Genomic DNA, 26,148 nt, shown 5'->3' with positions numbered 1-26,148 from the left:
CGATCTCGGAGGGGTTCCGAACAACCGTCGACGCCGCGGGAGGTCCGCGGCACGGAACCCCGGAGGTTGAAATGCTCAGCACCAAGAAGAAGATCACCGCCGCTCTCTCGCTCGGTTTCGTCGGCGCCCTCGTCCTGTCGGGCTGCACGATGGGAGGCGGGTCGGACATGGAGTCGTCGGAGCCGAAGCCGGCCGAGACGTCCGAGATGTCCGACGCCCCTGAGACCATGGATCCGGCTGCGAACCTCGTCGGGCCGGGCTGTGAGGCCTACGCCGAGCAGGTGCCGGACGGAGCGGGCTCGGTCGAGGGCATGTCGCAGGATCCGGTCGCCACGGCCGCGTCGAACAACCCGCTGCTGACCACGCTCGTCTCGGCCGTCAGCGGCCAGCTGAACCCCGACGTGAACCTCGTCGACACGCTCAACGGCGACGAGTTCACCGTGTTCGCGCCGGTCGACGACGCGTTCGCCAAGATCGACCCGGCGACGATCGAGAGCCTGAAGACCGACTCCGCCACGCTGACGTCGATCCTGACCTACCACGTCGTGCCCGGCCAGATCGCGCCGGCCGACATCGAGGGCATGCACAAGACGGTGCAGGGCGCCGAGCTCGAGGTCACCGGCTCGGGCGACGACTGGATGGTGAACGACGCGAAGGTCATCTGCGGTGGCGTGCAGACCGCCAACGCCACCGTCTACCTGATCGACTCGGTCCTGATGCCGCCGGCCCAGTGACCCACAGGCACCGCGCAGGAGTGACGCGGTGAGATCAGCCCGGTGGGGATCCGCAGGCTGATCGGAGGCGCCCGTCGGCGAGGAATCGACGGGCGCCTCTTCGCGCGCGCATGGTGCACTCCCCGTCGAGATGTCGGATGCCGTGGCTAGCGTCGTCTGCAACGGAAGGACGCTGCAATGACAGCCGAAAAGGTGCCCCCGGGGAATTCCGACATCCCGACCCACCGGTTAAAAGCCGGTTGCTCTGCCTCTGAGCTACGGGGGCAGATGCCGCCCGAGAAACGGTGCGGCACCTGTCAGGAGTCTAAACCACTCACCGATTTCAACCGGAAGTCCGCCCGACCGGACGGACTCCAGGAGGTCTGCCGGGAGTGCAACCGGGCGTCATCCAGAAAGTACTACCGAGAGAATCGGGAACACCATATCCGCGTGATCCGACTGCGCTCTGATGCTCGTCGTCTCGCGTCTCAGGCGTTCGTCGCCGACTACCTTCGGGAGCATCCGTGCATCGACTGCGGCGTTGCTGATCTGCGCGTGCTCGATTTCGATCACCGACCTGATTCGACCAAGCGAGACGGTGTGATGCAACTCGTGCGCAACGGTTTCAGCATCCCCACCATCGCCGCGGAGATCGCGAAGTGCGACGTGCGCTGCCGGAACTGTCACGCCATCGCCACATATGACCGGATGCCGCGCACGTGGCGAGGCGACGCGGTCAGGCGAGCGTGCGCACCTGACGAGCGAGCACCAGCTGAATGATCCACTCGACGACGAGCCAGACCCAGCCTGCGAGCCAGAGGAAGCCCGAGATCAGGGCGAGGATCATCGACACGTCCCCCGCCTGCACCGATCCGGTCAGACCGAGCACGACCGTCATCGCCGATTCGGCACGGCCGTCGTCGCCGCCGTCGATGAGGAAGAAGCCGACGCCGAGGATGCCGATCGAGGTGACCCACGCGGCGATGATCGCCCGCCACCCGCCGGTCGCCCTGCGCAGCACGCCGTTCCGGCGAAGCAGGCCGTTCGCCGCCACCACGATCTGCACGATGTAGCCGGGTAGCAGCATCCAGCTGCTCCAGATCGCCAGCACCAGCATCCACCCGGGGAAGACGAGTTTCGCCGCCAGCGCGAGAAGCGGGAAGAGGATGAGGGCGAGGCCGGCGAGCACCGCGGCCGTCGCTGACACTCGCGCATTCATATGCAGATCATCGCATGCGCACACCGGCGGCGAACGGAAGCGGTGTGGGAGGATGCCATCGCGCTCTCCGTGCGAGGGACGCGCGCAGTGCACGACATCCGGGAGGACGCATGACCGCCATCGACGACGCCCTGAATCTGATCGACGGCTGGCCGGTCGACAACGCCGCGGCCGTGGTCGTCGGCGCCGACGGCTCCGTCCTCGGATCGCACGGCGAGCTCGATCGGGTCTACCGCCTGGCTTCCGTCACCAAACCCCTCACCGCCTACGCCGTGCTCATCGCCGTCGAGGAGGGCGTCTTCGACCTCGACGACCCGGCCGGCCCTCCCGGTTCCACCGTGCGGCACCTGCTCGCCCACACCTCCGGGCTCGACTTCTCGGAAGACAAGGTGCGCGCCGAGCCCGGCACCCGCCGGATCTACTCCAACCTCGGCTTCGACGTGCTCGCGCAGACGCTCGAGGAGCGCGCCGAGATCCCTCTCGCCACGTACATCGACGAGGCCGTGTTCGCGCCCCTCGGCATGGCGTCGACGAGGCTGATCGGATCGGCCGGCGCCGGGGCAGAGTCCACCGCCGGCGACCTCGCGCGCTTCGCCGCAGAGCTGCAGCGCCCCGCGCTGCTCGCGCCGCAGACCTTGGCGCTCGCGACGACCGTCGCGTTCCCCGGCCTCGACGGGGTGCTGCCCGGCTATGGCGTGCAGCGGCCGAACGACTGGGGGCTGGGTTTCGAGCTGCGCGACGGCAAGACGCCGCACTGGACGTCGACGGCCAACTCCCCCGCGACGTTCGGCCACTTCGGGCAGAGCGGCACGTTCCTCTGGGTCGATCCGCAGGCGCAGGCGGCCTGCGTCGCGCTCGCCGACCGGGACTTCGGCCCGTGGGCGGTGGAGGCGTGGCCGCCACTGTCGGATTCCGTGCTCGCCGCCCTCCGCGGTTGAGTCACTGTCACGGCGACGCGCTGCGGGCACGGTGTCGCCGGACGGCATCCCGGTTGGCACAGCGCACCGAGCAGTACCGCTGCCGACCGTTGCGGGTGACGTCGACGACCACTCGTCGGCACGGGGATGCCGCGCAGCGACCGAGCCGGTGCATCCCGCGGCCAGCGAGATGCAGCGCTGTCCCAACGCTGATCACGGCCTCGAGCACGGCCGGGAGGCTCTGACCGGCGTCACGATAGTGCAGGTGCCATCCCTCCCCGTCGTGATCGGTCAGCTGCGGGAACGCCGCCGCGGCCGCCATCTGCGCGTTCAGGATCATCGCGCGATGCTCGTGTGTCTCGGCATCCACCACCTTCAACCACGCGTCGACGACCTCGCGCACGCGCGGGTGGTCGTCGGCCGTCTTCTCGAAAGCCATGGTCATGCCGAAGTCCCGGGTGCGCTGCTCGATGCCGGCGCGGTCGGCGGGCCAGTCGTCAGCGAGTGACGCAGCCAGCAGTACCGCGTACTCGCCGTAAGGGTTGAGATGCATAACAGCATTACATCATCGTGGAGGCATGACCGCTTCCCGCACTCTTCCGCTCCCCACCCTCGCCGCCGTGCACGAGCACGGCTGGACCACAGAATCCGCGCATCCCACCTCGCAGGGCGAGGTGGTGTACGTACGCTGCGCCACCTGTGGCGCGCGGCGCGTCGACGTGCGCGGCGCGCCCGACCTGCCACCGAGCGCGCAGAGCCGTCCGGTCAGCGCGGCACGTCGATGACCCGCTGCACGCCCGTGCCGACGGCTGCCACCGCTCCGGCCGACAGCGCGGCGATCTCGGCCTGCAGACCCGGCACGGCCTCGGCCGGCGCCCACACCTCGAACTCCGCCGTGGCCGCGTACGTGGTCTCGCCGAGCACCGCCCCGCTGCGCGCCGTCCAGTCGCGCAGCAGGTTGTCGAAGCGCCCGGCATCCGCATGCGGAGCGGCCAGGACCACCTGATCCAGCACCCGCCGATCAACCGGACTCGCCAGGTCGAGCGCCTGCGACACGGCGGACGAGTACGCGCGCACGAGCCCGCCGGCACCGAGCTTGATCCCGCCGAAATACCGGGTCACGATGGCAACGACGTCGGTCAGCTCGCGGCGTCGCAAGACCTCGAGCATCGGGATGCCCGCCGTGCCCGACGGTTCGCCGTCATCCGACGACCGGGCGCGATCGCCGTGCAGACCGGTGACCTGCGCACTGCAGTTGTGCGCGGCATCCCAATATCGCTTCTTCACCCCGGCGATCACCTGATCGGCCGCGTCGGGCGTCTCCACCGGTGCGACGAGCGTCAGAAACCGCGACTTGCGGATCACCAGCTCGTGCTCGACGGCGGCGGCGATCGTCGCGGGCAGCGGAGGCGACGGCAGGGACACCCCTCCAGCGTAGGCACCCACCGCGTATCACGCGTCACCGCACCTGACCATCCCCTGCCCGGATGTGCCGCTCCGTCGCAGAGTGGCAGCACCCATCCCGATCGAAAGGACGCATCATGACGAGCATCTCCGACGCGAAGGTCGCCTTCCTCGCGACGAACGGCTTCGAAGACAGCGAGCTCACCGAGCCGTGGCGGGCGGTGACAGACGCCAGTGGAACGGCGACCATGGTGTCGCCGGAGTCCGGCGAGATCACCGGCAAGAACGGGCACGCGCAGCCCGTCGACCTCGCCGCCTCCGCTGCCTCAGCCGACGATTTCGACGCCCTGGTGCTGCCCGGCGGCGTCGTGAACGCCGACCACCTGCGCATGGATCGCGACTCGATCGAGCTCGCGCGGGCCTTCTTCGAGCAGCACAAGCCGGTCGGCGTCATCTGCCACGGCGCGTGGATCCTCATCGAGGCGGGCGTCGTCGACGGCCGCACCCTCACCAGCTACCCGAGCCTGACGACCGACCTGCGCAACGCAGGGGCCACCTGGGTCGACGAGGAGGTCGTCGTCGACGCGGGTCTGGTCTCCAGCCGCACCCCCGACGACCTGCCGGCGTTCTGCGCGAAGGTGGTCGAGGAGATCGGCGAGGGCAGGCACCGCGAGCAGCACGCCTGATCGGCGCGGCCGCACTTCAGTTGCGCTTCAGGATCCAGTCGACAGACTGTGAGCATGCGGATCCTGCTCGTCGACGACGAAGTGCGCCTCGCCGACGGCATCCGTCGCGGGCTCGAGGCTGAGGGCATGGTCGTCGACGTCGCACATCACGGCGTCGACGGCCTCGCCCAGGCGCGTGACGCCGACTACGACGCGATCGTGCTCGACGTCATGATGCCCGGTATGAGCGGCTACCGGCTGTGCCAGGCGCTGCGCGCCGAAGGCGACTGGACGCCCGTGCTCTTCCTCACCGCGAAGGACGGCGAGTGGGACGAGGTCGAGGGACTCGACACCGGCGGTGACGACTGGCTGACCAAGCCGTTCTCGTACCCGGTTCTCGTCGCTCGGCTTCGGGCCCTGGTGCGCCGCGGCGGCCGCGAGCGTCCGCCCGTGCTCGAGGCGGGCGACCTGCGACTCGACCCCGCCGCTCGGCGGGTGTTCCGCGGCGAGGCCGAGGTCTCGCTCACGGCGCGGGAGCTCGCCGTGCTCGACTTCCTGATGCGCCGCCGCGACGAGGTGGTCACCAAAGCCGAGATCATCGCGAACGTGTGGGGCGCCGACTTCGACGGCGACGCGAACATCGTCGAGGTCTACATCGGGCACCTGCGCGCCAAAGTCGACCGCCCGTTCGACCGGGAGAGCATCCAGACCGTCCGCGGCGCCGGCTATCGCCTGACGGGGAGGGATGCCACGGCATGACCTCCCCGCTGCGCTCCATCCGCTCCCGCCTCACCCTCGGCGCGCTCCTGATCGTCGCCGTCGCCCTGATCGCCGGGTCGTTCGCCGCCGTGCAGGTGCTGCGCGTCACGCTGACCGACGGCGTCGCCGCGGCCGTGCAGCAGGATCTCGACACGATCTCCGCGCAGCTGGACCGCGGCCAGGGGCGGGTGGATGCCATCGACGACGACATCCTCGTGCGGCTGCAGGGTTCCGACGACGGCCGCGGCGGCGAGCGCGACGGCGACAGCGCAGGCGCCGGCACGCAACAGGTGAACGACGACGACGCACGGACGCTTCCCATCGTGCGGGAGGATCACACGCAGCGCGTCGAGGTCGACGGCGATCCCTACCTCGCCGCGAGCGAGGAGACCGATCGCGGCACGCTCACCGTGGCGCGACCGCTGGCCGGCGTCGACGAGGCGGTGTCGGCGTCAGCCGTGCTGCTCTCCGTCGCCGTGCCGCTCGTGCTCGGCCTCGTCGGTCTGGTCATGTGGGCGGTGGCGGCCCGCGCGCTCGCTCCCGTCGAGCGGCTGCGCCGGCAGGTGGATGCCATCGACGCGGCCGGCCTCGACCGACGAGTGGATGCGGCGCGGGACGACGAGCTGGGCGCGCTCGCCCGGACGATGAACCGGATGCTGGATCGTCTGGAGCAGTCGCAGATCACGCAGCGCCGGTTCGTCAGCGACGCGTCGCACGAGCTGCGCTCGCCCCTGGCGACCATCCGGCAGCACGCCGAACTGGCGGCAGCGCATCCCGAGGCGAGTTCGCTGCCCGTCCTGAGCCGCGTCGTGCTCGACGAGGGAGAGCGGATGCAGGAGCTCGTCGAAGGTCTGCTGCTGCTGGCCCGGCTCGACGAAGGACGCGACGCGCCCATGGCCCCCACCGACATGGACGACATCGCCCTCGCCGAGGCGCACCGGCTGCGCGGCATGGGCGTCACCGTCGACGCGAGCGGGATCGGCCCCGGCCGTGTCGTGGGCAACGCCGCGCTGCTCGCCCGCGCGGTGCGCAACCTCGCCGACAACGCCGCTCGCCATGCTCGTGAGCGGGTGTCCCTCCGCGTCGACGAGCGAGGCGACAGCGTGCTGCTGCAGGTCGAGGACGACGGCGCCGGCATCCCGGTCGACGACCGCGAGCACATCTTCGACCGCTTCGTGCGCCTCGACGAGGCGAGGGCGAGGGATGCCGGTGGCAGCGGTCTCGGACTCGCCATCGTGCGGGAGATCGCGCTGGCGCACGGGGGAACGGTCACCGCGTCCGAGGGCTCCGACGGAGGGGCGCTGATGACCCTCTCCCTCCCCCGCTCTCCGGCATCCTGAACGTCGCTTCAGGTGGTTTCAGGAGCGCTTCACCGCCCGCCGAGCACAGTGGAGACATGGACAACGACGAGAAGACCCCCGCCCCCTCGACCGCTCCCGCCGATTCCCCCGCCGGCGCCGACGCTGAGGCGAAGATCCCCGCTCGCGGACGGCGCCGCACCCGCACCCTCCTGATCGGCGCCGGCGCCGCTGTCGCGCTGCTCGCCGTCGGCGGCGGCGCGTACGCGATCGGTGCCGCAGTGGGCGACGATGACGACGACCGGCCCGGCATCCACGCGCTCGGCTCTCACGATGACGACGACGACCATGGCGGTGACGGCGGCGCAGCGTGGGCTCCCGCCGATGCCGCCGCGCTGCGCTCGGCCGCCGAGGCCGCGATCGCGCATGCCTCGGCCGAGGGGATCACCTCGATCGAGGTCGAGCGCGGCGGGTACGACATCGGTGCCCGCCGGGCCGACGGCACCGAGGTCGACCTGTTCGTCACTCCCGAGGGCGCCGTGCGCGAGCGCGGAGACGACGACGCGGATGGCGACGACGGCGACGACCCGCTGATCGACCTGGCCCGGCTCGGCGACATCCTCACCGCAGCCCAGGCGGCCGCCGGCGACGCGGGCGCGGCGGAGGGCGCGTTCCACGCGCTGTCGACGGGCGGCTCAGGCGCGGTCTATGAGGTCGAGCTGCGTGGCGCCGACCGGAGCGACGTCGAGGTCGACCTCGATGCCGATCTCGGCGTGGTCCGGGTCGACATCGACAGCTGACTCGACCAGCTCACCGAGCCGGGGCCGGTGCCGCCGTCCCCGGCTCGGTCATGCGCGGGCGGTGGTCGCGGTCAGCTGCACCAGCATGCGCAGGGTCTTGCGGTTGCGGGCGGTGCCCGCGGTGCTGAGTGCGCGATCGGGCACCGCTCGAGCGAGCGTGGTCGACGCGACGCAGCCCTGACCGTCGTCGATCCACGGCTCGCGCCCGACGAGCGCGATGCGCTCGTCCGGCCGCACCCGGTCGGTCATCGCCCGGCGCGGGAGAGCTCTGCTCCGGCGTGTGCGAGCTCGGCGAGCGCCGCCTCGCTCGACTCCGCGGCGACACCCGCGACGAGGTCGGTGAGCACGCGCACCCGGATGCCGTGGGCGATCGCGTCCAGCGCGGAAGCGCGCACGCAGTGGTCGGTGGCGATGCCGACCACGTCGGCGTCGGTCACGCCGTGCGCGGCGAGGATCTCGGCCGTCCGCTCCCCGCCGTCGGTGACGCCCTCGAACATCGAGTAGGCCGGGATGCCCTGCCCCTTGCGCACGTGGTGCGTGATCGCCGTCGTGTCGAGCAGCGGGTCGTAGGCTGCCCCCTCCGTCTCCGCGACACAGTGCACGGGCCAGGTGTCGACGTAGTCGGGCTGCGCCGAGATGTGACCGCCGTTGTCGCTGTCGGCGTCGTGCCAGTCCCGCGACGCGATGATGACGTCGTAATCGGCGGCGTGGTCGGCCAGCAGCGCCGACACTCCCGACGCCACGGCATCACCGCCGGCCACGGCGAGGGCGCCGTGCTCGGTGAAGTCGTTCTGCACGTCGACGATGAGAAGAGCCCTGGTCATGCACCGAGCGTACGCGTCGAACGAGCTCGGCGGTGGCTCGAGCGTGACGCGATCCGGCCCGCATTTGACTTGCCCCGGCCTGTTGCTACCGTGGAGAGGCGGGCCGGACATGCTCGCAGAGTGCTGCCGCCCGGTGACGAGCGCCCGCCCGGATGAGGACCAGAGGTCCGCCCCTGGGCGCGCCACGACGAACCGCCTGCGTCGTGAGCAGCGCCCGTTCTCTCCGGCTCGCGCGGAAGGCTCCGACCTTCCGCGCACGCGCGCGTCGCTTCTCGGCGGAGGCGACAGCCGCGCGCGTGCTCACCGTGAGAAGGAAGCGTATGCCGCCCAGAATCCGTTTCGCCCCCGCACCGTCCCTCTGTCTGCTCACCGGTCCTCTGAAGGCCACACTCCCGTCCCGTTAGTGCTCTCTCGTTCCGCCCTCCGGCAATGCCGCCGGCCCTTCGACGAGAGAGAGAAACGTGGAAAACCTGCAAACACTCGCCGGACCCGTCGTGGTCCTGCTCATGCTGCTGTTCTTCGGCGGCAGCCTGTACATGTCGCTGCGCATCCGCAAGCGCACCGAAAACGCCGACGGCTACATGACCGGCGGCGGCAAGATCGGATTCGGCATCTCGGCCGCGTCCATGACCGCCACCTGGATCTGGGCGTCGTCGATGTACGCCTCGGCCACGTCCGGCTACACCTACGGCATCTCCGGCCCCATCCACTACGGGCTGTGGGGCGCGCTGATGATCCTGCTCATCTACCCCTTCGGCAGGCGCATCCGCCAGGTGGCGCCGAAGGCGCACACCATCGCCGAGGTGATGTTCGCCCGGCACGGCCGCTCCAGCCAGCTGATGCTCGCCGGATCCAACGTCCTCGGCAGCATCATCAGCCTCACCTCGAACCTCATCGCCGGCGGCGCGCTGATCTCGATGCTCTCGCCGTTCAGCTTCGGCCAGGGCATCCTCGCCATCGGCGCGGGTGTGCTGCTGTACACGCTGTGGTCGGGATTCCGCGCGTCGGTGCTCACCGACTTCGCGCAGGTGGTGGCCATGCTCGGTGCGGTGATCGTGATCATCCCTGTTGTCTTCTTCGCCGCCGGCGGCCCGAGCCTGTTCGAGACGGGGGCGTCGAACCTCACCCCGCAGCAGGCCGACTTCTTCTCGTCCGACGCGTTCTTCAACCAGGGCGCGCCGTACATCGCCGCTGTGCTCGCCTACGCGATCGGTAACCAGACCATCGCGCAGCGTCTGTTCGCCGTGCGCGAGGACCTCATCAAGAAGACCTTCATCACCGCCACCTTCGGGTACGGCGCGACGATCATCGGCATCGGGATGCTTGGCGTGATCGCCCTGTACGCCGGCGTCACCCCTGCGGGTGGCGACGTGAACAACCTCATCCCCCAGATGGCTGCGACCTACCTGTCGCCGCTGCTGCTGTGCGTGTTCTTCGTGATGATCATCGGATCGCTGTCGTCGACGGCCGATGCCGACCTGACGGCTCTGTCGTCGATCATCATGGCGGACGTCTACGGGCAGAACATCGCCGGCAAGAAGAAGGCGAACCCGCGCACGATGGTGCTCGTCGGCCGCATCACGATGGTCGTCGCGATGGTCGCCGGCCTGTACTTCGCCGGCAGCCAGTTGAACATCCTCGACCTGCTGGTGTTCGTCGGCGCCCTGTGGGGTGCGCTGGTGTTCCCGGTGATCGCGAGCTTCTACTGGAACCGCGTCACCAACCTCGCGTTCTCGGTGTCGGTGGTCGTCGCACTGGCCGCGTTCCTGCCGGTCCGCTTCGAGTGGATCGACCTGAACGGCCCGATCGGCATCGTCTCGGACGTCATCTCGACGATCGGCATCGGCGTCGTGCTGGGGCTGATGGCATTTGGCTTCTTCGGAAAGCGTGTGGCGCTCATCGTCGGAGCGGCCGCGACGCTGGCATCCGCCCCCTTCGCGATCGGATTCCTGCACACCTACCCGGTGCTGTCCGGCTCGCTCGTCGCGTACGCGGTGTCGACCATCGTCTGCGTCGCCCTCACCCTGCCGAGCAAGAAGGAGGACTTCGACTTCGAGCTGATCAAGCAGCGCACCGGCGACTTCGACTCGGTCGACACCGGCGAGCTCAACGCCGAACTGATGCGGTTGACCGAGACCGAGTCGCTGTCCGCTGAGAACGAGAGGAACTGACATGGAACTGTCGACCATCGCTCTGACCGGCTACGTGCTGATGTGGCCCGTGGTCGTTGCCGGTGTGCTCACCGTCATCGTCCGCGCATTCACCAAGGAGGCGAAGAAGGCCAAGGCCGAGGGCCGCTCGATCATCTGATCGGAGGGCCGCCGAGACGCTCGAAGGCCCGGGATGCGGTGCATCCCGGGCCTTTCTCGAGCCACCTGTCAGGATCGAACTGACGGCCTTCCCATTACGAGTGGGATGCTCTACCACTGAGCTAAGGTGGCGTGCGCAGCGGACTGCGGCACAAGCAAAGATCCTACTACGACGATCCGGTGCGCGCGAAACCGAGCAGACCTCTCCCGCAGATCACTCGCAGCGCAGCCCGTCGTCGGGAACCGTCCCGTTGATGAGGAAGGCCTCGACCGCATCGTCGACGCAGCTGCTGCCCTTGTTGTATCCGGTGTGGCCCTCGCCCACCCGGGTGACGAGCACTCCGTTCTCGAGCTGCTGCGCGAGCGACTCGGACCACTCGTAGGGCGTCGCGGGGTCGTTGGTCGTGCCGACCACGACGATCGGGCCGGAGCCGGAGGCGGCGATCGGCTCACGCACGCCGACCGGCGGGTAGGGCCACACTTCGCACGGGTCGGGACCCTGCCAGTACGGCGCGAACGTCGGGGCGAGCTTCTCGATCTTCGCGATCGCCGCTGCCTCCGCTGCGGGGTCGTCCTCGACGGGATAGTCCATGCAGTTGTACGCCCGGAACGCCTCGGCGGAGTTGTCGGCGTAGGTGCCGTCGGGTTCACGGCCGTTGTAGCTGTCGGCGAGCGCGAACAGCACCGACGGGTCGCCCTGCAGCACGGCGGTGAACCCCTGGGTGAGGTACGGCCAGCTCTGCTCGCTGTACATCGCGGTGATGATGCCGGTGATCATCGTGTCGACGGTCAGCGACCGCCCGTCGCCGTTCTCGATCGGCGTGCGGGCGACCGTGGCGAGCAGCGCCTGCACGTCGGCGATGGCCTCGTCGACCGAGCCGTTGAACGGGCAGTCCGCGCCGGAGAGGCATCCGGACAGGTATGCACGCAGCGCGGATTCGAAGCCGACCGCCTGCGTGGTGCCGACGTCCAGCCCGGGGACGGCCGGGTCGATCGCCCCGTCGAGCACCAGCCGCTGGGCCCGCTCGGGGAACAGCTTCGCGTACGTCGCGCCGAGGAACGTGCCGTACGAGTAGCCGAGGTAGTTCAGGGTGTTGTCACCCAGCACCCCGCGGATGAGATCCATGTCGCGGGCCGAGTCGGCCGTCGTGATGTGCGGCAGCAGCCCGTCGCTGTTCGCCTCGCAGGCGTCCGCGTACTGCTGGTTGCGCGCCGTGATCTCCGCCTCCCACTCCGCAGTGTCGCGAGGGGCGTCGAGCACGCCGTAGTTGTACTCGTCCATCTGCTCTGCGTCGAGACACTCCACGGCGCTCGAGCGGCCGACGCCGCGCGGGTCGAATCCGATCACGTCGAAGCGCTCGATGAGGTCGGCCCCTACCGCGTACTCGAGACTCTGGGCGACGAAGTCGTATGCGCTGGATCCGGGCCCGCCGGGGTTGATCAGCAGCGAACCCTGGAACGTCCCGGTCGCCTGGTGGCGGATGATCGACAGGGTCAGGTCGCCCGCCGACGGGTCGTCCCAGTCGCGCGGGGCGGTGACCTCGGTGCAGTCGAACCGGGCTCCGCACGTCTCCCACACGAGCTTCTGCGAGTAGTACGGCTGCAGCTGCTCCGGCACGCCCGACAGGTCGGGGTCGCGGGAGATCGAGGTGGGAGCCTCCGGGATCTGCGCGTACAGGCATCCGGAGAGGACGAGCGACGCCGCGGCGAGACCGGCGAGCACGGCGGCGGCCCGGCGCAGCGGGCGGGACCTGGAGGTTCGGAGGTTCACGGGGTCCTTCCGCTGGAGACGGTCACGAGAAGACTCTCGACGGCGAGGAGCGGCGCGACGTTGCGCTCCAGGGATTCGCGGGTGGCGGCCACGGCATCGAGCACGAGGATGGTGCGCGAGGTCGGCCACGCGCCGGCGATGCGCTCGAGCTCGTCGCGCAGCTCGCGGTTGATCAGCTCGTCGCCGTGCCCGAACTGCAGCATGACGACGTCGCGGTACAGCGACTGCAGGTCGGTGAGCACCCGGTCGATCCCGTCGCGCAGGCTGCGCGTGGCGCGCTTGCGCTGATCATCCTCGAGGGCGCTGATCTGCGCCCGCAGCGCGGACGGCACGGCCTGCCCCTCGGCGATGCCGACGGTGCGGAGCAGGGCGGCGCGCTCGGCGGCATCGCGCTCGGCGGTGAGCGACTTCGCGTCGTCGGTCGCGGCCTGGATGATCGTGCCGGCCACCTCGACGGCCGTGCTGACGCCCCGCACGCCGAGCACGGCACGCAGCGTCTCGTCTCGCCGGCGCCGCGCGGCATCGTCGGTCGCCAGCCGCTGCGCCATGCCGATGTGCCGCTGCGCGTGTCGGGCGGCCTGCTCGGCGACGGCGGCGTCCACGCCGGTGCGGGCGGTGATGAGTCGCGCCACATCGTCGACGTCGGGCTCGCGCAGCCGCAGCGGGCGCACCCGCGAGCGGATGGTGGGGAGCAGGTCGGCCTCGCTGGGGGCGCACAGCACCCACACGGTCTTCTCCGGCGGCTCTTCCAGGGCCTTCAGCAGCACGTTCGAGGTGCGCTCGACCATGCGGTCGGCGTCTTCGACGACGATCACCCGGTAGCGTCCCGCAGACGGGGCGAAGTACGACCGCTCGACCAGGGCGCGCGCCTCGGCGATGGTGATGATGACCTTGTCGGTGCGCAGCGCCGTGACATCCGGATGCGTGCGCGCGAGCACCTGACGCATCGTGGCCTCGTCGTGCGGACCCTCTGCGATCAGCGCGGCCGCGAACGCGTACGCCAACGTGGATCGCCCCGACCCCGGCGGGCCGGTGATCAGCCACGCGTGCGACAGGGATGCCGGGTCGGCTGCGGCCTGACGGAGGGTCTGCACCGCGGCATCCTGACCCCACACGTCCGTCCACGGGAACGGCGCGGTGGTGAGGGCGGTCATGCGCTCCAGCCTATCCGCGGGGCCGACATCGACTGCTGCTCCGCCCGCTCAGACGAGGACCGACATGCGCGCCCGGATCAGCACGGCGATGTCGTCGGGGTCGAGCGAGGCGTCGACGACGAGGAACCGCTGCGGCTCGGCGGCGGCGAGCGCGAGATACGCCGCTCGCACGCGGGCGTGGAAGTCCTCCTTCTCGGCCTCGAGACGATCGAACGGCTTGTCGTCCGCGTCGAGCCGGCGACGGGCCGTCGACGGGTCGAGGTCGAGCAGCACGGTCAGATCCGGCAGCGCACCCTCGGTCGCCCACAGCGAGAGGTCGCGCACCTCGGCGGCGTCGAGCACACGCCCGGCACCCTGATACGCGACGGACGAGTCGAGGTAGCGGTCCTGGATGACGACGTCGCCGCGCTCCAGCGCCGGTCGTACGACCGTCGCGACATGGTGGGCCCGGTCGGCGGCGTACAGCAGGGCCTCGGCCCGGGGCGCGATGTCGCCCCGGTGGTGAAGCACGATGTCGCGGATCAGGGTGCCGACCTCGGATCCGCCCGGCTCGCGGGTGTGCAGCACGGTGCGCCCGCGCTGCTGCATCCACTGCGCGAGCAGCCCGGCCTGGGTGGTCTTGCCCGAGCCGTCACCGCCTTCGAACGTGATCCACAGTCCCGGCTGCTCCCGGGTCACGCGTCCGCCTTGGCCGCCGCGCGTGCCGCATCGGCCTTCGCGATCGCGTTCGCCTTGCGCGTGGCGGCGGCCTTCTTCGCCGCAGCCGAGCGCGCAGCGGCCTTGTCGGCGTCCGAAGCGGGCTTCGCCGTGGTCTTCTTGGCGGCAGGCTTCTTGGCGGCAGGCTTCTTGGCCGGGGCCTTCTTCGCGGCCGGCTTCTTCGCACCGCGCTTGGGCGCGGGGCCCTTGGCGCGCTTGTCGGCGAGCATCTGGACGGCGATCTCGAACGTGACGTCGTCGGGGGTCTGCCCGCGCGGGATGGTCACGTTCGTCTCGCCGTCGGTGACGTAGGCGCCGAAGCGGCCGTCGCGGATGCGGATCGGCTTGCCGCTGACGGGATCGGCCTCGAACTCCTTCAGCGCGCTCGACGCCTTGCGCCCGCCGTACTTCGGCTGCGCGTACAGTTCGAGGGCCTGCTCGAGTGTGACGTCGAAGATCTGCGACTCGCTCTCCAGCGAGCGCGAGTCGGCACCCTTCTTCAGGTACGGCCCGAAGCGTCCGTTCTGCGCGGTGATCTCTTCATCCGTGGCGGGATCGACGCCGACCACGCGCGGCAGGCTGAGCAGCTGCAGCGCGGTGTCGAGGTCGATCGTGTCGACCGACATCGAGCGGAACAGCGACGCGGTGCGGGGCTTGGGCGCGGCATCCTTCTTCGTCTTCTTCTTCGGCTTGTCGACAACCTCGCCGGTCGTCTCGTCGACGGTGTCGTCGTCGGAGACCGGATCGTTCTCCTGCACGTACGGCCCGAAGCGGCCGTCCTTGACGACGATGATCTTGCCGTTCTCGGGGTTCTCGCCGAGCACACGGTCGCCGGCGACGGGCGCGTCGATCAGCTCGCGCGCCTTGTCGGCGGTGAGCTCATCCGGCGCGAGGTCCTCGGGCACGTTCACGATGCGCGGCTTGGCCTCGGGGTTCGCCGGATCGACGACCTCGAGGTACGGGCCGTACTTGCCGAAGCGGAGCGTGGCGTCGTCGGTGATGCGCGTCGAGTTCAGCGCGCGCGCGTCGATCTCACCGAGGTTGTCGACGACCTGTCGCAGACCCACCTGCTTCTCGGAGCCGTAGTAGAACGACTTCAGCCATTCGACGCGGTTCTGCTCACCTCGGGCGATCGCATCGAGGTCGTCTTCGAGGGCTGCGGTGAAGTCGTAGTCGATCAGGTCGGCGAAGTGCTGCTCGAGCAGCCGCACGACGCTGAACGCCAGCCACGTGGGCACGAGCGCCTGCCCGCGCTTGGTCGCGTAGCCGCGATCGATGACCGTGCCGATGATGCTCGCGAAGGTCGACGGGCGGCCGATGCCGTGCTCTTCGAGCGCCTTCACCAGCGAGGCCTCGGTGTAGCGCGGCTTCGGCGTGGTGCGATGCCCCTTCGCGACGGATTCGCCGATGGCGAGCTCGTCGCCGACGGCCACGGCGGGCAGCGACTGGTCGGCCGAGGAGTCCTGCGCGTTGCGCTTCTCGTCGCGGCCCTCCTCGTACGCCTCGAGGAAGCCCTTGAACGTGTAGACGGTTCCGGATGCCGTGAACTCGACCCGCTTGCCGGCCCCTGCACTGAGCTGTGTCGAGGTGTGGGTCTCGAGGGTGACCGTGGTCGTCTCGTACTTGGCATCCGACATCTGGCTAGCGACGGTGCGCTTCCAGATCAGGTCGTACAGGCGCTGCTCGTCGCGGTCGAGGCCGGAGGCGACCGACGCCGGCGTGCGGAACGTCTCACCCGACGGGCGGATCGCCTCGTGCGCCTCCTGGGCGTTCTTGCTCTTCGACTTGTACACGCGCGGCTTCAACGGCACGGCCGAGTCGCCGTACAGGGCGACGGCCTGGTTTCGCGCAGCCTGGATCGCCTGCGTGCTCAGCGCGACCGAGTCGGTGCGCATATAGGTGATGTATCCCTTCTCGTAGAGCCGCTGGGCGACGCTCATCGCCTGCTTGGCGCTCATCGAGAGCTTGCGTCCGGCCTCCTGCTGCAGCGTGGAGGTGGTGAAGGGCGCGTAGGGACTGCGAGTGCCGGGCTTCGCCTCGACCTTCGAGACGGTCGCCGTTCCTGTGGCGTCCACGGCGACGGCGAGCGCTTCGGCGTCGGCCTCGGTGAGCACCACGACGGCCTTCTTGAGCTTTCCGGTGTCGTCGAAATCGGTTCCGCGGGCGAGCTGACCACCGTCGACGCGCACGAGACGCACCCCGAACGCGGATCGCTCGGCCGAGCCTGCCGACGCGGACGCCTGCGACTCGACATCCCAGTACTCGGCCGAGACGAACGCCATCCGCTCGCGCTCGCGCTCGACGACCATGCGGGTGGCGGCCGACTGCACGCGGCCGGCGGACAGCCCCGACTTGACCTTGTACCAGAGCACCGGCGAGACGTCCCAGCCGTACAGCCGGTCGAGGATGCGGCGGGTCTCCTGCGCATCGACGAGGGCGAGGTCGAGCTCTCGGGTGTTGCCCACGGCGGCCTGGATGGCGTCTTTGGTGATCTCGTGGAAGACCATGCGCTTGACGGGCACCTTGGGCTTGAGCGTCTCGAGCAGGTGCCAGGCGATGGCCTCGCCCTCGCGGTCCTCATCGGTGGCGAGCAGCACCTCGTCGGCGTTCTTCAGCGCACGGCGCAGCTCGGCGACCGTCTTGGTCTTGCGGTCGGACACCACGTAGTAGGGGTCGAAGTCGTTCTCGACGTCGATGGAGTACTTGCCGTACGCCTTCTTGTCGTCGACGGGGATGTCCTTCTTGTCGGCGAGGTCGCGGATGTGACCGACCGAGCTGAGCACCTGGTACCCGTCGCCGAGGTATCCCTGGATCGACCTCATCTTCGTCGGGGACTCGACGATGACGAGCTTCTTGCCTTCTGCCAAGGGGGCGTCCTTTCTTCGAAGCACACCATACACACCGCGATCATGGCGTGGGCCGAGAGATCGTCCGGCGAATCGGCTGACGCGCGGGCGGTGCGAGGGGCGTCGCACGTTCAGCTTCTCGGGGGTCCCGCCCGGGCACGGGCGACGGCGACCAGTCCAGAGTACGCGGATCTGACCTCGACCGTCGCCGTGAGCGCGTCGACGGCGCACGAGACGAGCTCCGATCCGGATGCCAGGGCCACGCGAGCGGCGAGAGCGCAGGCGTCCTCGCCGGTGGCGACGGCGCCCGACGCGGCGTCGGCTGCGGCGAGGGCGGCCGCATCGGCCGCGCCCGCAGCGCGCTGCGCCGTGACGGCTGCGCCGCCGACGGCGGCGAGTCCGAGCGAGAGAGTCGCCGCGACCGTGACCAGGCCGGCGGCGAGTGCTGTCCCACTCATCGGGCGGTCCGTTCGGGGCAGCTGCCGGCCGCCCACGCGGGGCGCGTCACAGTCCACCCGCCAGCGCACAGCTCGATGCGCTCAGCGGCACCGAGATCAGGCGTCCGATACGCAGGTCGAGCGACGCCGTCACGCACACCAGGTCGCCGGCGGCTCGGGATGCCGATGACGCGCCGTCCACGGCATCCCGCACCACCCCCGCCGCCCGAGCGCTGCTCTCGCCCCGCCCCAGCAGGCGGGCAGCGTCCGCAGCGGCATCCTGCAGCGAGACCTGCGTGGCGGCAGCGCCGAGCGCGCCGACGCCGAACGCGACGGCCATCAGCGCCGCCGGCAGGGCGACCGCGAGCTCGGCGGCGACCGACCCGCGGTCGCCGCCGAACAGGTGTGACGGGCGTGGCATCAGGCGACCGTGAGGGCCCGCCGGACGAGATCCGTGAGGATGCCCCTCACCTCGTCGGAGCGCATGATCACGACGAGCAGGCCGGCGAACGCCACGGCGGCCATCGTCGTGATCGCGTACTCTGCCGTCGCTGCTCCCGTTTCGTCGGTGAACAGGTCGGCTGCGCGGCTTCTCGTGAGCGGGGGCAGCGGGTCGGCGCAGGATGCGGTCATGGTGTTCCTTCTCTCTCGTGCGGGGCGGCTCTCGCCCTCGACGTCTCAGATGGGCAGGGGTGTCGAGGCGAGCACGCTGAGCATGAGCGGCGCGACCCCGAGCAGCAGGAATGCGGGCAGCGTGCAGGCGCCCAGCGGCAGCAGCAGCTTCGATGAGAGCCGCGCGGCGCGCACGCGCCCCCGCACGCGCGACTCGTGACGCTGCTGCGCCGCCGTTGCGCGCAGCAGCTCGCCGGCCGGAACGCCGGCCGAGCGCGACAGCTCCAGGACCGCGTCCGTGCTGCTGCGATCGTCCGACAGGGTGGCAGGGCTGTGCTCGACGAGCCGCAGCGCCCGCGGGATGCCGACGCCCCCGGCGAGCGCGACCGCGACCAGTTCGGCGTGCATGCCGGGTGTGCCCGCCGTCGGCTGCGCGGCCCGCACCATGCGTGCCGTCCACCAGCGCGCCACGAGCACCAGGGCGATGCCGAGCACGACGCATGCGACGCCGAACGGGTTGCCCACCAGCACGCCGATCGTGTCGAAGCCCAGCGCGAATCCCAGCAGCAGTCCCGCGAACGGCAGCCAGAGCAGCAGCCGCGCAGTGCCGGTGGGCTCGGCCAGCGCGACCCGCACGTCGTCGGCAGCGGCCGCGGCATCCTGCAGCGATTCCGACAGAGCGCGCAGCACGTCGGCCAGCGGCGCGCCGACGGTCGTCGCGATCTCCCAGGCGGCTGCGACGTCCGACCACGCACCGCCTTCCGCGTCGATCGCGCCCACGAGCTCCGCCCCGGCATCGACCCGAGCGACGACCCGGCCCGCGACGGTGTCGCCGGTGTCGGCCAGGTGCCGCCACGCGGTGTGCGGCCGCGCTCCCGCCTGCAGCAGCACCGCGAGGGTGCGCACCGCAGCCGCCGCCCGCGGGGGACCGTCCGGGTCGGGATGCCGGTGCCGCCACCTCACCACGGCTGCGCCTCCTGCATGGCCAGCCGATCGCCGCGCAGCACGAACCGGCCGGCGTGCGCGATGCGCCGGCGCCCGTCGGTGCTGCGCTCCAGATGCAGCACGATCGTGAAGGCGCTGACCACCTGTCGCGCCAGGGCCGTGGCATCCATTCCGGCGAGCGCGCCGAGCGCCTCCATGCGTGCCGGCACATCGGCCAGCCCCGAGGCGTGCAGCGTTCCCGCGCCCCCGTCGTGCCCGGTGTTCAACGCGGTCAGCAGCTCGCGCACCTCCTCGCCGCGGCACTCGCCGACGACGAGCCGATCGGGGCGCATGCGCAGCGACTCCCGCACGAGCATCGCGAGGGTGATGCGGCCGGCGCCCTCGAGATTGGCCTGGCGGGCTTCGAGTGAGACGTGATGCGGATGCCGGGGACGCAGCTCGGCGACGTCTTCGATGGTGACGATCCGCTCCCCCGCACCCACGTGCGACAGCAGCGCCGCGAGCAGCGTCGTCTTGCCCGTGCCGGTTCCGCCGGTGATCAGCACGTTCGCCCGGTCGCGCACCAGCTGGGCCAGCCAGGCCCGCTGCGCCCCCGTGAACGTGCCCGTCGCGGCGAGCGCATCGAGGTCGGCGCCGAGCACGCGGGGGATGCGGACCGACAGGGCGGTGCCGGTCACCGAGACCGGGGCGAGCACGGCATGCACCCGGATGCCCGAGGCGAGCCGCACGTCGACGCAGGGCGACTGGTCGTCGAGGTGCCGTCCGCCTGCGGCCACGAGGGCGACCGCGAGGTCACGCACCTCGCGCTCGGATGCGCGCCACGCCGGTACCCGCTCGGCACCGCGGCCGCGGTCGACGTACAGACCGTCCGCGCCGTTGACGAAGATGTCGGTCACCTCGGCATCTCGCACGTGCTCGGCGAGGGCGCCGAGGGCAGGTTCCACCTCGACCTCGGCGTCGGGATGAGCGCCGATGCGGGCGTCGGACGGCCGCGGTTGGAGGACGAACGGTTCGGGCATGCGACGACGTTAGGCGCGTCGTCCCGCGCGGCGTCGCCCGATTCCCAGGCGATGTGCACAACTGCCCCGACCGCGGCATTGTGCAGACAGATCCCCGGCGGCACCGTGCACGCCCACCCCGCATCCCGCAGACGGACAGGCGGCACCTCACGGGGGGAATGAGGTGCCGCCTCGCGCCGCCCGGTACGAGGGGGCATCCGGGCGCGCTGAAGCCGTAAACGAATTCGGCTGAGGTCAGTGTATGCACGCGCCCCGCGCCACGGCAAACCATTTTCACTACCCACTTTCGACAGTAGGCGGCACCCTCCGGCGGGACTAGATTCGCCGTGTCACGGTCGTGTCCCTGCACGATCACCCGACCGCGCAAAGGAGCGAGTGCATGAGCAGCCAGATCGACCACCTCCTCGACGAGGCCCGTAGATTCCCGCCGTCAGAGGAGTTCGTCGCCCAGTCGATCGACGACCCGGCGCTCTACGAGCGGGCTGCGGCCGACCGTGAGGCGTTCTGGGGCGAGCAGGCCCGGGAGAGCGTGCACTGGCACAAGCCGTTCACGCAGGTGCTCGACTGGTCGAACCCGCCGTTCGCGAAGTGGTTCGACGACGGTGAGCTCAACGTCGCCTACAACTGCCTCGACCGCCACGTCGAATCAGGCAACGGCGACCGCGTCGCCCTCCTGTGGGAGGGCGAACCGGGCGACGAGCGCCGCATCACGTACGCCGAGCTCACCGACGAGGTCAAGCGCACCGCCAATGTGCTGCAGGACCTCGGCATCGGTCACGGCGACCGCGTCGCCATCTACCTGCCGATGATCCCCGAGGCCGTCATCTCGATGCTCGCCGTGGCGCGCCTCGGCGCCGTCCACTCCGTCGTCTTCGGCGGGTTCAGCGCCGACAGCCTGCGCTCCCGGATCGACGACGCCGGCGCCAAGCTCGTGATCACCGCCGACGGCGGCTACCGCAAGGGCAAGGTGTCGGCACTCAAGCCGGCCGTCGACCAGGCGCTCAGCGACCGCAACGGCGAGGGCGAGCAGAAGACGGTCGAGCACGTGCTCGTCGTCAGGCGCGGCGAGAACCAGGTCGACTGGAACGACGAGCGCGACATCTGGTGGCACGACGTCGTGCCGCAGGCATCCGGCGATCACGAAGCGCAGGCCTTCCCCGCCGAGAACCCGCTGTTCATCCTGTACACCTCGGGCACCACCGGAAAGCCGAAGGGCATCCTGCACACGTCGGGCGGCTACCTCGTGCAGGCCGCGTACACGCACAAGTACGTCTTCGACCTGCATCCTGAGACCGACGTGTTCTGGTGCACCGCCGACATCGGCTGGGTCACGGGGCACAGCTACGTCACCTACGGCCCACTGGCCAACGGCGCGACCCAGGTGCTCTTCGAGGGCACGCCCGATTCCCCGCACCCCGGACGCTGGTGGGAGCTGATCGAGAAGTACGGCGTGACGATCTTCTACACCGCGCCGACGGCCATCCGCTCGTTCATGAAGCTCGGTCGTCAGATCCCGCAGAAGTTCGACCTGTCGAGCCTACGCCTGCTCGGCTCGGTGGGCGAGCCCATCAACCCGGAGGCGTGGATGTGGTACCGCGAGGTGATCGGCGCCGGCGCGACTCCCATCGTCGACACGTGGTGGCAGACCGAGACCGGGGCGATCATGGTCTCCCCCCTCCCCGGCATCACCGCCACCAAGCCCGGCTCGGCGCAGGTGCCGATCCCCGGCATCTCGATCGACGTCGTCGACGACGACGGCAACGAGGTCGGCAATGGCAATGGCGGGCTTCTGGTGATCACCGAGCCGTGGCCGAGCATGCTGCGCGGCATCTGGGGCGATCCGGAGCGGTTCAAGGAGACCTACTGGGACAAGTTCCAGGACAAGGGCTACTACTTCGCCGGTGACGGCGCGCGTCTCGACGAGGACGGCGACCTGTGGCTGCTCGGCCGCGTCGACGACGTGATGAACGTGTCGGGTCACCGCCTGTCGACGACCGAGATCGAGTCGTCGATCGTCGCGCACGAGGCCACCGCCGAGGCGGCCGTGGTCGGCGCGTCGGATGAGACCACCGGGCAGGCGGTGGTCGCGTTTGTGATCATCAAGCAGAGCTATCTCGAAGTGCATTCGCCCGAGGGCCTGGCGACGCTGCTGCGCGGCTGGGTCGGCGAGCAGATCGGCCCGATCGCGCGTCCGCGCGACGTCTACATCGTGAACGAGCTGCCGAAGACCCGCTCGGGCAAGATCATGCGCCGGCTGCTGCGTGACGTCGCCGAGGGCCGCGAGGTCGGCGACACGACGACGCTGGCCGACACCATGGTGATGAGCACCATCACCAGTCAGGTCAAGTAGTTCCTGAGGATCGCCGAGGCGCCATCACCGTCGAGACCCCGGGCTGCAGACGCTGCAGCCCGGGGTCTCGCCGCGTCCGAGCGAGCACTGAGCGTGCTCAGCCGTCGGGCAGGCTGATCCTGGCCATCCGCTCGCGCACGGTCCGGAAGAGGGCGACATCGAACGGCAACTCACCGCCCTCATCGCCCACGAGGCGCATAACCTCGTCGCCGAGCGCGATCGAGAAGCCCACTGTCATCCTGGCTTCGGTCTCGGGATCCGCGTCGGCGAGTCGAGCCGACTCGGGGTGCTCACGAAGCCAGTCGGCGATGACGTTCTCGAGGCCCTGCCTGCTCTCGTGACTGGTCCAGGACACGGCGTTCGTGGTTCCCGGTTCCCGTATGAACAGCGCGAAGCGCTTCCGCGTCAGCTCGTCGTCGACCTGGCCACGCACCGACTCCATCACGATGAGGCAGGCTGCGACGACCAGGTCTCGGGAATGCTGAGCCAGCACGCGCGCGGTGAGATCAGGGTCGTATGACAGCGGCGCCCCGAAGATCGCCTGGTCGAGAGACGGGAAGTAGTTGAAGAACGTGCTGCGCGACATCATCGCTGTGGCGCACACGCGGTCGACGGTGACAGCACCGATCCCCTCCTCGTAGGCGAGATCGACGGCGGCCTGCTCCATCAACCGTCTGGCGGCATGCATTTTGGCCTCACGAAGTCGGCTCATCCCCATCCTCCCGGAAGACACAAGTGTAACCGGCAAATTTTGGCTTGTATCTATCTTTGGACTCAGTCCATACTGGTGCGATGCATCCTCTCCGCACTGCGCAGCGCAGCGCCTCCTCCCCCTTCGGGCGGACGTCGGGCGCCGTCGCCATTGCCGCCGGCATGATCATCGCGGCCCTGCCGCCCGTGGCGTATGCGTCCGCCGTGTCGACTCCCATCACCATCGAGGCGACCATCAGCGACGGCACCGACACTGCGGCGCTCGCGGGCGTCGCTGTCACTGTGCGCGGGCCCTCCGTCGACGGAGCGGTGCTCGCATCCGGCACCACGAGAGCCGATGGCACCGTCTCCCTCGACATCGAGGCGAGCCCCACCGTCGACGGCGATCAGCGCTCCTTCGTGGCGGATGCCGTGTGGCCGGGTGCACAGGGAGAACTCGAGCGCACCGAGGCTCAGACGGAATTCACCCTCGATAGCGACTCCGTCTCGGTCACGTTCTGGGGCAGTTTCGCCACCATCACCGGAACGGTCTCCGCGACGGCGGATGGTGCACCAGTCGCCGACCTGCAGGGATCGACGCTCGCGATCCTCAGCGGAGAGGTCGAGGTGCAGCGTGTGCCTCTCGCCGCTGACGGCAGGTTCACGAGCGGAGCGGTCCCGGCCACCGCCGACGACGATTACAGGCTGGCGCTGACCCCGCCGCCCGGGCTCGTGCTGGCGGCAGAGCAACCCGCCAACCCGCCCTTTCGCGTCGCCGCAGCGCAGCCGGGAATCGACGTCGATCGAGAGTTCGCACTGGTGTCCGACAGCGTCGCTCCCACACCCACGCCGGCTCCGACACCCACACCTACTCCGACACCGACTCCGACCCCGACCCCGACCCCCACTCCGACTCCTTCCCCTGCACCCACCCCCGCACCGACGGTCCCCGTTCCCGCTCCGACGCACGCGGCCGCCTACGTATACCCCGGCATCCCGCTGTTCTCCCGACCCGTCTCGAGCGCACTGGGCACCTCCCCCGACACCGTGCTGGACTCCGTCATCGACGCAGCTCAGCGCGCGAACGGCGACCCCGTCGCACTCATGAGCGACGCCGGCCAGGTTCTGGGCTTCGCGCAGGACACTGGCCGAGCGGACGGGATCCCGCCCGTGAACAGCCTGCTTGACCGGATGACAGGCCTGCGGCAGACCGGATCCGTGATCGCCACCACAGACCTGGAGAACGTCATGCTGATGCTGCAGGACACCCGGGCGTCGTTGCAGGAGCAGCAGCTGGGCTCACAGCTCTCCGAGGTGCATGAACGCAATCGAGCCATCGCCGCATCTGTCGATGCGGTCGCGGCTCTCGAAGCGTATGGACGCGCACCCTCCCGTGCCGGGTTCGACGCTGCTGCCGCTGCCCTGCGTGGCGCGTCGATGACACACCCCTTCCAGGATCTCTACAGGGACGGCGAGCCCGACCCCACGGCCGGACGGGTTCAGGCAGCTGCGGCCGCGGCCGCACTGCGCGCCCAGCTCGACGTCGCACGCAACTCCCAGCAGATGGACATGCTGCGGCTGCAGCCGCTGATGACCAGGCAGGCAGAGGGCGTGGATCTGATGACGTCGTTCGTCGAGAAGGTCCGAAGCACCCGCTCGAGCGTGATCGGGACGATGCGATCCGCTCCTATCGCACTCGGATCAGTGCAATGGCGGGAGGGCGACGCAGCCGACGCCTTCGATCTGAGCGCCGTACCCGACGGCGACCACCACCTGATCCTGCACTTCGCCGAGACCGGATTCAGCGCCATCACCCCCGTCCACGTCGATCGCGCGGCCCTGGCGGCGACCGGCGCAGACTCCCCCACCACCGCGGCGTGGGTGGGGGCGGGGCTGATCTTGGCGGGGATTCTGATCTTCGCCAGCCCCTCGCTGAGGCGAGCAGCGGCGGCAAGGGGGCAGCTCAGGCGAGGATGAAGGTGACCTCGACCTCGACGGGGGTGTCGAGCGGCAGGCTCGCCACCCCGACGGCCGCGCGGGCGTGCTGCCCTGCGTCGCCGAAGATCTCGCCGAGCACGTCGCTGGCGCCGTTGACGACGGCCGGCTGGCCGGTGAAGGCGGGGTCGGATGCCACGAAGCCGCCCACGCGCAGCACACCGGCGATCCGGTCGACGCCTCCGGCTGCTTGCGCGGCGGCGGCCAGCGCGTTCAGAGCGCACGTGCGGGCGTAGCCCTGGGCATCCGCCGCCTCGATCTCGGCGCCGACCTTCCCGGTCGCCGGCAGGGCCCCGTCGACGAACGGCAGCTGCCCGGAGGTGTAGACGAGACCGCCGTGGACGACGGCCGGGACGTATGCGGCGACGGGAGCGGCCACGGCGGGCAGCTCGAGGCCGAGCTCAGCGAGGCGGGCGGAGACGCTCATCGGCTCTCCCTCTCGAACTGGCGGGATGCCTCGGCCGCGGCGGCGAGGCCCGCGTTGGCGGTCGAATCCTGCGTGACGGGACGCTTCAGGTAGGCGACGAGACCGCCCTCCGGGCCCGGGACGACCTGCACGAGCTCCCATCCCTGCTTGCCCCAGTTGTTGAGGATCGCCGCCGTGTTGTGGATCAGCAGCGGCGTGGTCAGATACTCCCACGTGATCATGGCACTCCTGTGCGTCGGCGACGAACGGCACGGGATGCCGAAGCGTCGAGGCTCTTATTCAGGGAATTCCCTTAACA

29 protein-coding genes and 2 tRNA genes are annotated in these 26,148 nt (G+C 70.1%); 12 read left to right on the top strand and 19 right to left on the bottom strand.

From position 1 onward, the window contains the following. Positions 1–71 precede the first annotated feature (71 nt). Positions 72–734: a fasciclin domain-containing protein gene (locus ACWIDW_RS08295; protein WP_452322082.1), complete on the top strand. Its 663-nt coding sequence runs from the start codon at positions 72–74 to the stop codon at positions 732–734. Positions 735–927: 193 nt separating this feature from the next. On the opposite strand, the gene ACWIDW_RS08290 is transcribed toward ACWIDW_RS08295, so the two are convergent. Beyond that, positions 928–999 (bottom strand) — tRNA-Lys (locus ACWIDW_RS08290). Between the two features lie 164 nt (positions 1,000–1,163). Here ACWIDW_RS08290 and ACWIDW_RS08285 point away from each other — a divergent pair. Further along, a complete protein-coding gene (locus ACWIDW_RS08285) occupies positions 1,164–1,493 on the top strand; it encodes a hypothetical protein (RefSeq protein WP_454124386.1) in 330 nt (109 codons plus the stop codon). Here ACWIDW_RS08285 and ACWIDW_RS08280 read toward each other — a convergent pair. After that, positions 1,450–1,932, bottom strand: coding sequence for a hypothetical protein (locus tag ACWIDW_RS08280; protein ID WP_454124384.1), 483 nt, complete (start codon positions 1,930–1,932; stop codon positions 1,450–1,452). The two genes, ACWIDW_RS08285 and ACWIDW_RS08280, sit on opposite strands and share 44 nt — an antisense overlap. A gap of 110 nt (positions 1,933–2,042) precedes the next feature. Here ACWIDW_RS08280 and ACWIDW_RS08275 point away from each other — a divergent pair, with 110 nt between their 5' ends. Further along, complete coding sequence (locus tag ACWIDW_RS08275) at positions 2,043–2,870, top strand: serine hydrolase domain-containing protein (RefSeq protein WP_454124382.1); 828 nt, start codon at positions 2,043–2,045, stop codon at positions 2,868–2,870. Between the two features lie 7 nt (positions 2,871–2,877). Here the strand turns inward: ACWIDW_RS08275 and ACWIDW_RS08270 are convergent, their stop codons facing one another. Then, positions 2,878–3,402, bottom strand: coding sequence for a CGNR zinc finger domain-containing protein (locus ACWIDW_RS08270; protein WP_452322079.1), 525 nt, complete (start codon positions 3,400–3,402; stop codon positions 2,878–2,880). Positions 3,403–3,427: 25 nt separating this feature from the next. On the opposite strand from ACWIDW_RS08270, the gene ACWIDW_RS08265 reads away from it, so the two are divergent. Then, entirely contained in the window at positions 3,428–3,634 is a 207-nt protein-coding gene (locus ACWIDW_RS08265) for a hypothetical protein (RefSeq protein ID WP_413634515.1), read from the top strand. Here the strand turns inward: ACWIDW_RS08265 and ACWIDW_RS08260 are convergent. Continuing rightward, positions 3,615–4,274 carry an IMPACT family protein gene (locus tag ACWIDW_RS08260; RefSeq protein WP_454124380.1) on the bottom strand — a complete coding sequence of 220 codons (660 nt, stop codon included), beginning with the start codon at positions 4,272–4,274 and terminating at the stop codon, positions 3,615–3,617. The genes ACWIDW_RS08265 and ACWIDW_RS08260 overlap by 20 nt on opposite strands. A 116-nt stretch (positions 4,275–4,390) precedes the next feature. Here ACWIDW_RS08260 and ACWIDW_RS08255 point away from each other — a divergent pair, with 116 nt between their 5' ends. The 4 genes from ACWIDW_RS08255 to ACWIDW_RS08240 are packed head-to-tail and all read left to right on the top strand — an operon-like array spanning position 4,391 to position 7,775. Continuing rightward, complete coding sequence (locus tag ACWIDW_RS08255; protein WP_454124378.1) at positions 4,391–4,939, top strand: type 1 glutamine amidotransferase domain-containing protein; 549 nt, start codon at positions 4,391–4,393, stop codon at positions 4,937–4,939. A gap of 54 nt (positions 4,940–4,993) precedes the next feature. Beyond that, on the top strand, positions 4,994–5,677 hold the full coding sequence (locus ACWIDW_RS08250; RefSeq protein ID WP_454124376.1) for a response regulator transcription factor: 684 nt from the start codon (positions 4,994–4,996) through the stop codon (positions 5,675–5,677). Continuing rightward, entirely contained in the window at positions 5,674–7,017 is a 1,344-nt protein-coding gene (locus tag ACWIDW_RS08245) for a sensor histidine kinase (protein WP_454124374.1), read from the top strand. Before ACWIDW_RS08250 ends, ACWIDW_RS08245 begins: the two co-directional genes overlap by 4 nt. A 56-nt stretch (positions 7,018–7,073) precedes the next feature. Next, entirely contained in the window at positions 7,074–7,775 is a 702-nt protein-coding gene (locus ACWIDW_RS08240; RefSeq protein ID WP_454124373.1) for a hypothetical protein, read from the top strand. Positions 7,776–7,823: 48 nt separating this feature from the next. Here the strand turns inward: ACWIDW_RS08240 and ACWIDW_RS08235 are convergent, their stop codons facing one another. Next, complete coding sequence (locus ACWIDW_RS08235; protein ID WP_454124372.1) at positions 7,824–8,024, bottom strand: hypothetical protein; 201 nt, start codon at positions 8,022–8,024, stop codon at positions 7,824–7,826. Continuing rightward, the gene (locus ACWIDW_RS08230) at positions 8,021–8,599 is read right to left on the bottom strand and encodes an isochorismatase family protein (RefSeq protein WP_454124371.1); all 579 of its coding nucleotides are present in this window, start codon (positions 8,597–8,599) and stop codon (positions 8,021–8,023) included. Before ACWIDW_RS08230 ends, ACWIDW_RS08235 begins: the two co-directional genes overlap by 4 nt. A gap of 506 nt (positions 8,600–9,105) precedes the next feature. Here ACWIDW_RS08230 and ACWIDW_RS08225 point away from each other — a divergent pair. Both ACWIDW_RS08225 and ACWIDW_RS08220 read left to right on the top strand, forming a co-directional pair. Continuing rightward, on the top strand, positions 9,106–10,770 hold the full coding sequence (locus tag ACWIDW_RS08225; RefSeq protein ID WP_454124514.1) for a sodium:solute symporter family protein: 1,665 nt from the start codon (positions 9,106–9,108) through the stop codon (positions 10,768–10,770). Between the two features lies 1 nt (position 10,771). Beyond that, positions 10,772–10,909, top strand: coding sequence for a putative transporter small subunit (locus ACWIDW_RS08220; RefSeq protein WP_454124370.1), 138 nt, complete (start codon positions 10,772–10,774; stop codon positions 10,907–10,909). Between the two features lie 59 nt (positions 10,910–10,968). On the opposite strand, the gene ACWIDW_RS08215 is transcribed toward ACWIDW_RS08220, so the two are convergent. From ACWIDW_RS08215 to ACWIDW_RS08170, 10 genes are all read right to left on the bottom strand, one after another. Beyond that, a tRNA-Thr gene (locus ACWIDW_RS08215) sits at positions 10,969–11,040 on the bottom strand. 82 nt (positions 11,041–11,122) lie between these two features. Further along, entirely contained in the window at positions 11,123–12,679 is a 1,557-nt protein-coding gene (locus ACWIDW_RS08210; RefSeq protein ID WP_454124369.1) for an alpha/beta hydrolase, read from the bottom strand. After that, the gene (locus ACWIDW_RS08205; RefSeq protein WP_454124367.1) at positions 12,676–13,833 is read right to left on the bottom strand and encodes a DNA polymerase III subunit delta'; all 1,158 of its coding nucleotides are present in this window, start codon (positions 13,831–13,833) and stop codon (positions 12,676–12,678) included. Before ACWIDW_RS08205 ends, ACWIDW_RS08210 begins: the two co-directional genes overlap by 4 nt. Before the next feature lie 48 nt (positions 13,834–13,881). After that, positions 13,882–14,511, bottom strand: a complete 630-nt coding sequence (gene tmk / locus ACWIDW_RS08200) for a dTMP kinase (RefSeq protein WP_454124365.1) — start codon at positions 14,509–14,511, stop codon at positions 13,882–13,884. Continuing rightward, positions 14,508–17,396: a type I DNA topoisomerase gene (gene topA / locus ACWIDW_RS08195; protein WP_454124363.1), complete on the bottom strand. Its 2,889-nt coding sequence runs from the start codon at positions 17,394–17,396 to the stop codon at positions 14,508–14,510. Before topA ends, tmk begins: the two co-directional genes overlap by 4 nt. 110 nt (positions 17,397–17,506) lie before the next feature. Then, the gene (locus ACWIDW_RS08190) at positions 17,507–17,833 is read right to left on the bottom strand and encodes an Rv3654c family TadE-like protein (RefSeq protein ID WP_454124361.1); all 327 of its coding nucleotides are present in this window, start codon (positions 17,831–17,833) and stop codon (positions 17,507–17,509) included. A 46-nt stretch (positions 17,834–17,879) separates the two neighbouring features. Further along, on the bottom strand, positions 17,880–18,233 hold the full coding sequence (locus ACWIDW_RS08185) for a TadE family type IV pilus minor pilin (RefSeq protein WP_454124359.1): 354 nt from the start codon (positions 18,231–18,233) through the stop codon (positions 17,880–17,882). After that, the gene (locus ACWIDW_RS08180; protein ID WP_454124357.1) at positions 18,233–18,445 is read right to left on the bottom strand and encodes a DUF4244 domain-containing protein; all 213 of its coding nucleotides are present in this window, start codon (positions 18,443–18,445) and stop codon (positions 18,233–18,235) included. Before ACWIDW_RS08180 ends, ACWIDW_RS08185 begins: the two co-directional genes overlap by 1 nt. A gap of 45 nt (positions 18,446–18,490) precedes the next feature. Beyond that, entirely contained in the window at positions 18,491–19,387 is an 897-nt protein-coding gene (locus tag ACWIDW_RS08175) for a type II secretion system F family protein (RefSeq protein ID WP_454124355.1), read from the bottom strand. Beyond that, positions 19,384–20,388, bottom strand: coding sequence for a TadA family conjugal transfer-associated ATPase (locus tag ACWIDW_RS08170; protein WP_454124353.1), 1,005 nt, complete (start codon positions 20,386–20,388; stop codon positions 19,384–19,386). Before ACWIDW_RS08170 ends, ACWIDW_RS08175 begins: the two co-directional genes overlap by 4 nt. 379 nt (positions 20,389–20,767) lie before the next feature. On the opposite strand from ACWIDW_RS08170, the gene acs reads away from it, so the two are divergent. Further along, positions 20,768–22,738 carry an acetate--CoA ligase gene (acs, locus tag ACWIDW_RS08165; protein WP_454124351.1) on the top strand — a complete coding sequence of 657 codons (1,971 nt, stop codon included), beginning with the start codon at positions 20,768–20,770 and terminating at the stop codon, positions 22,736–22,738. A gap of 97 nt (positions 22,739–22,835) precedes the next feature. Here acs and ACWIDW_RS08160 read toward each other — a convergent pair whose 3' ends face one another. Beyond that, entirely contained in the window at positions 22,836–23,450 is a 615-nt protein-coding gene (locus tag ACWIDW_RS08160; protein ID WP_454124350.1) for a TetR/AcrR family transcriptional regulator, read from the bottom strand. Between the two features lie 80 nt (positions 23,451–23,530). Between ACWIDW_RS08160 and ACWIDW_RS08155 the strand changes: the two genes are divergently transcribed. Continuing rightward, positions 23,531–25,405 carry a hypothetical protein gene (locus ACWIDW_RS08155; protein ID WP_454124348.1) on the top strand — a complete coding sequence of 625 codons (1,875 nt, stop codon included), beginning with the start codon at positions 23,531–23,533 and terminating at the stop codon, positions 25,403–25,405. On the opposite strand, the gene ACWIDW_RS08150 is transcribed toward ACWIDW_RS08155, so the two are convergent. Both ACWIDW_RS08150 and ACWIDW_RS08145 read right to left on the bottom strand, forming a co-directional pair. After that, on the bottom strand, positions 25,392–25,850 hold the full coding sequence (locus tag ACWIDW_RS08150; protein WP_454124346.1) for a RidA family protein: 459 nt from the start codon (positions 25,848–25,850) through the stop codon (positions 25,392–25,394). The genes ACWIDW_RS08155 and ACWIDW_RS08150 overlap by 14 nt on opposite strands. Then, the gene (locus tag ACWIDW_RS08145; RefSeq protein ID WP_454124345.1) at positions 25,847–26,071 is read right to left on the bottom strand and encodes a hypothetical protein; all 225 of its coding nucleotides are present in this window, start codon (positions 26,069–26,071) and stop codon (positions 25,847–25,849) included. The genes ACWIDW_RS08150 and ACWIDW_RS08145 overlap by 4 nt, the downstream gene beginning before the upstream one ends. Between the last annotated feature and the right edge of the window lie 77 nt (positions 26,072–26,148).

It is taken from the genome of Microbacterium sp. NPDC055312 (genome assembly GCF_053645675.1).
This window is presented reverse-complemented; position numbering and strand designations above follow the sequence as displayed.

Excerpts from the sequence above, each read along its gene's own strand:
- ACWIDW_RS08220 (WP_454124370.1), top strand. The coding sequence starts at position 10,772 with ATGGAACTGTCGACCATCGCTCTGACCGGCTACGTGCTGATGTGGCCC.
- acs (WP_454124351.1), top strand. The coding sequence starts at position 20,768 with ATGAGCAGCCAGATCGACCACCTCCTCGACGAGGCCCGTAGATTCCCG.
- ACWIDW_RS08190 (WP_454124361.1), bottom strand. The coding sequence starts at position 17,833 with ATGAGTGGGACAGCACTCGCCGCCGGCCTGGTCACGGTCGCGGCGACT.
- ACWIDW_RS08225 (WP_454124514.1), top strand. The coding sequence starts at position 9,106 with ATGCTGCTGTTCTTCGGCGGCAGCCTGTACATGTCGCTGCGCATCCGC.
- ACWIDW_RS08170 (WP_454124353.1), bottom strand. The coding sequence starts at position 20,388 with ATGCCCGAACCGTTCGTCCTCCAACCGCGGCCGTCCGACGCCCGCATC.
- ACWIDW_RS08205 (WP_454124367.1), bottom strand. The coding sequence starts at position 13,833 with ATGACCGCCCTCACCACCGCGCCGTTCCCGTGGACGGACGTGTGGGGT.
- ACWIDW_RS08230 (WP_454124371.1), bottom strand. The coding sequence starts at position 8,599 with ATGACCAGGGCTCTTCTCATCGTCGACGTGCAGAACGACTTCACCGAG.
- ACWIDW_RS08280 (WP_454124384.1), bottom strand. The coding sequence starts at position 1,932 with ATGAATGCGCGAGTGTCAGCGACGGCCGCGGTGCTCGCCGGCCTCGCC.
- ACWIDW_RS08275 (WP_454124382.1), top strand. The coding sequence starts at position 2,043 with ATGACCGCCATCGACGACGCCCTGAATCTGATCGACGGCTGGCCGGTC.
- ACWIDW_RS08160 (WP_454124350.1), bottom strand. The coding sequence starts at position 23,450 with ATGAGCCGACTTCGTGAGGCCAAAATGCATGCCGCCAGACGGTTGATG.
- ACWIDW_RS08270 (WP_452322079.1), bottom strand. The coding sequence starts at position 3,402 with ATGCATCTCAACCCTTACGGCGAGTACGCGGTACTGCTGGCTGCGTCA.
- ACWIDW_RS08245 (WP_454124374.1), top strand. The coding sequence starts at position 5,674 with ATGACCTCCCCGCTGCGCTCCATCCGCTCCCGCCTCACCCTCGGCGCG.
- ACWIDW_RS08295 (WP_452322082.1), top strand. The coding sequence starts at position 72 with ATGCTCAGCACCAAGAAGAAGATCACCGCCGCTCTCTCGCTCGGTTTC.
- ACWIDW_RS08250 (WP_454124376.1), top strand. The coding sequence starts at position 4,994 with ATGCGGATCCTGCTCGTCGACGACGAAGTGCGCCTCGCCGACGGCATC.
- ACWIDW_RS08185 (WP_454124359.1), bottom strand. The coding sequence starts at position 18,233 with ATGCCACGCCCGTCACACCTGTTCGGCGGCGACCGCGGGTCGGTCGCC.
- ACWIDW_RS08235 (WP_454124372.1), bottom strand. The coding sequence starts at position 8,024 with ATGACCGACCGGGTGCGGCCGGACGAGCGCATCGCGCTCGTCGGGCGC.
- ACWIDW_RS08240 (WP_454124373.1), top strand. The coding sequence starts at position 7,074 with ATGGACAACGACGAGAAGACCCCCGCCCCCTCGACCGCTCCCGCCGAT.
- ACWIDW_RS08255 (WP_454124378.1), top strand. The coding sequence starts at position 4,391 with ATGACGAGCATCTCCGACGCGAAGGTCGCCTTCCTCGCGACGAACGGC.
- ACWIDW_RS08155 (WP_454124348.1), top strand. The coding sequence starts at position 23,531 with ATGCATCCTCTCCGCACTGCGCAGCGCAGCGCCTCCTCCCCCTTCGGG.
- ACWIDW_RS08150 (WP_454124346.1), bottom strand. The coding sequence starts at position 25,850 with ATGAGCGTCTCCGCCCGCCTCGCTGAGCTCGGCCTCGAGCTGCCCGCC.
- ACWIDW_RS08145 (WP_454124345.1), bottom strand. The coding sequence starts at position 26,071 with ATGATCACGTGGGAGTATCTGACCACGCCGCTGCTGATCCACAACACG.
- ACWIDW_RS08265 (WP_413634515.1), top strand. The coding sequence starts at position 3,428 with ATGACCGCTTCCCGCACTCTTCCGCTCCCCACCCTCGCCGCCGTGCAC.
- ACWIDW_RS08180 (WP_454124357.1), bottom strand. The coding sequence starts at position 18,445 with ATGACCGCATCCTGCGCCGACCCGCTGCCCCCGCTCACGAGAAGCCGC.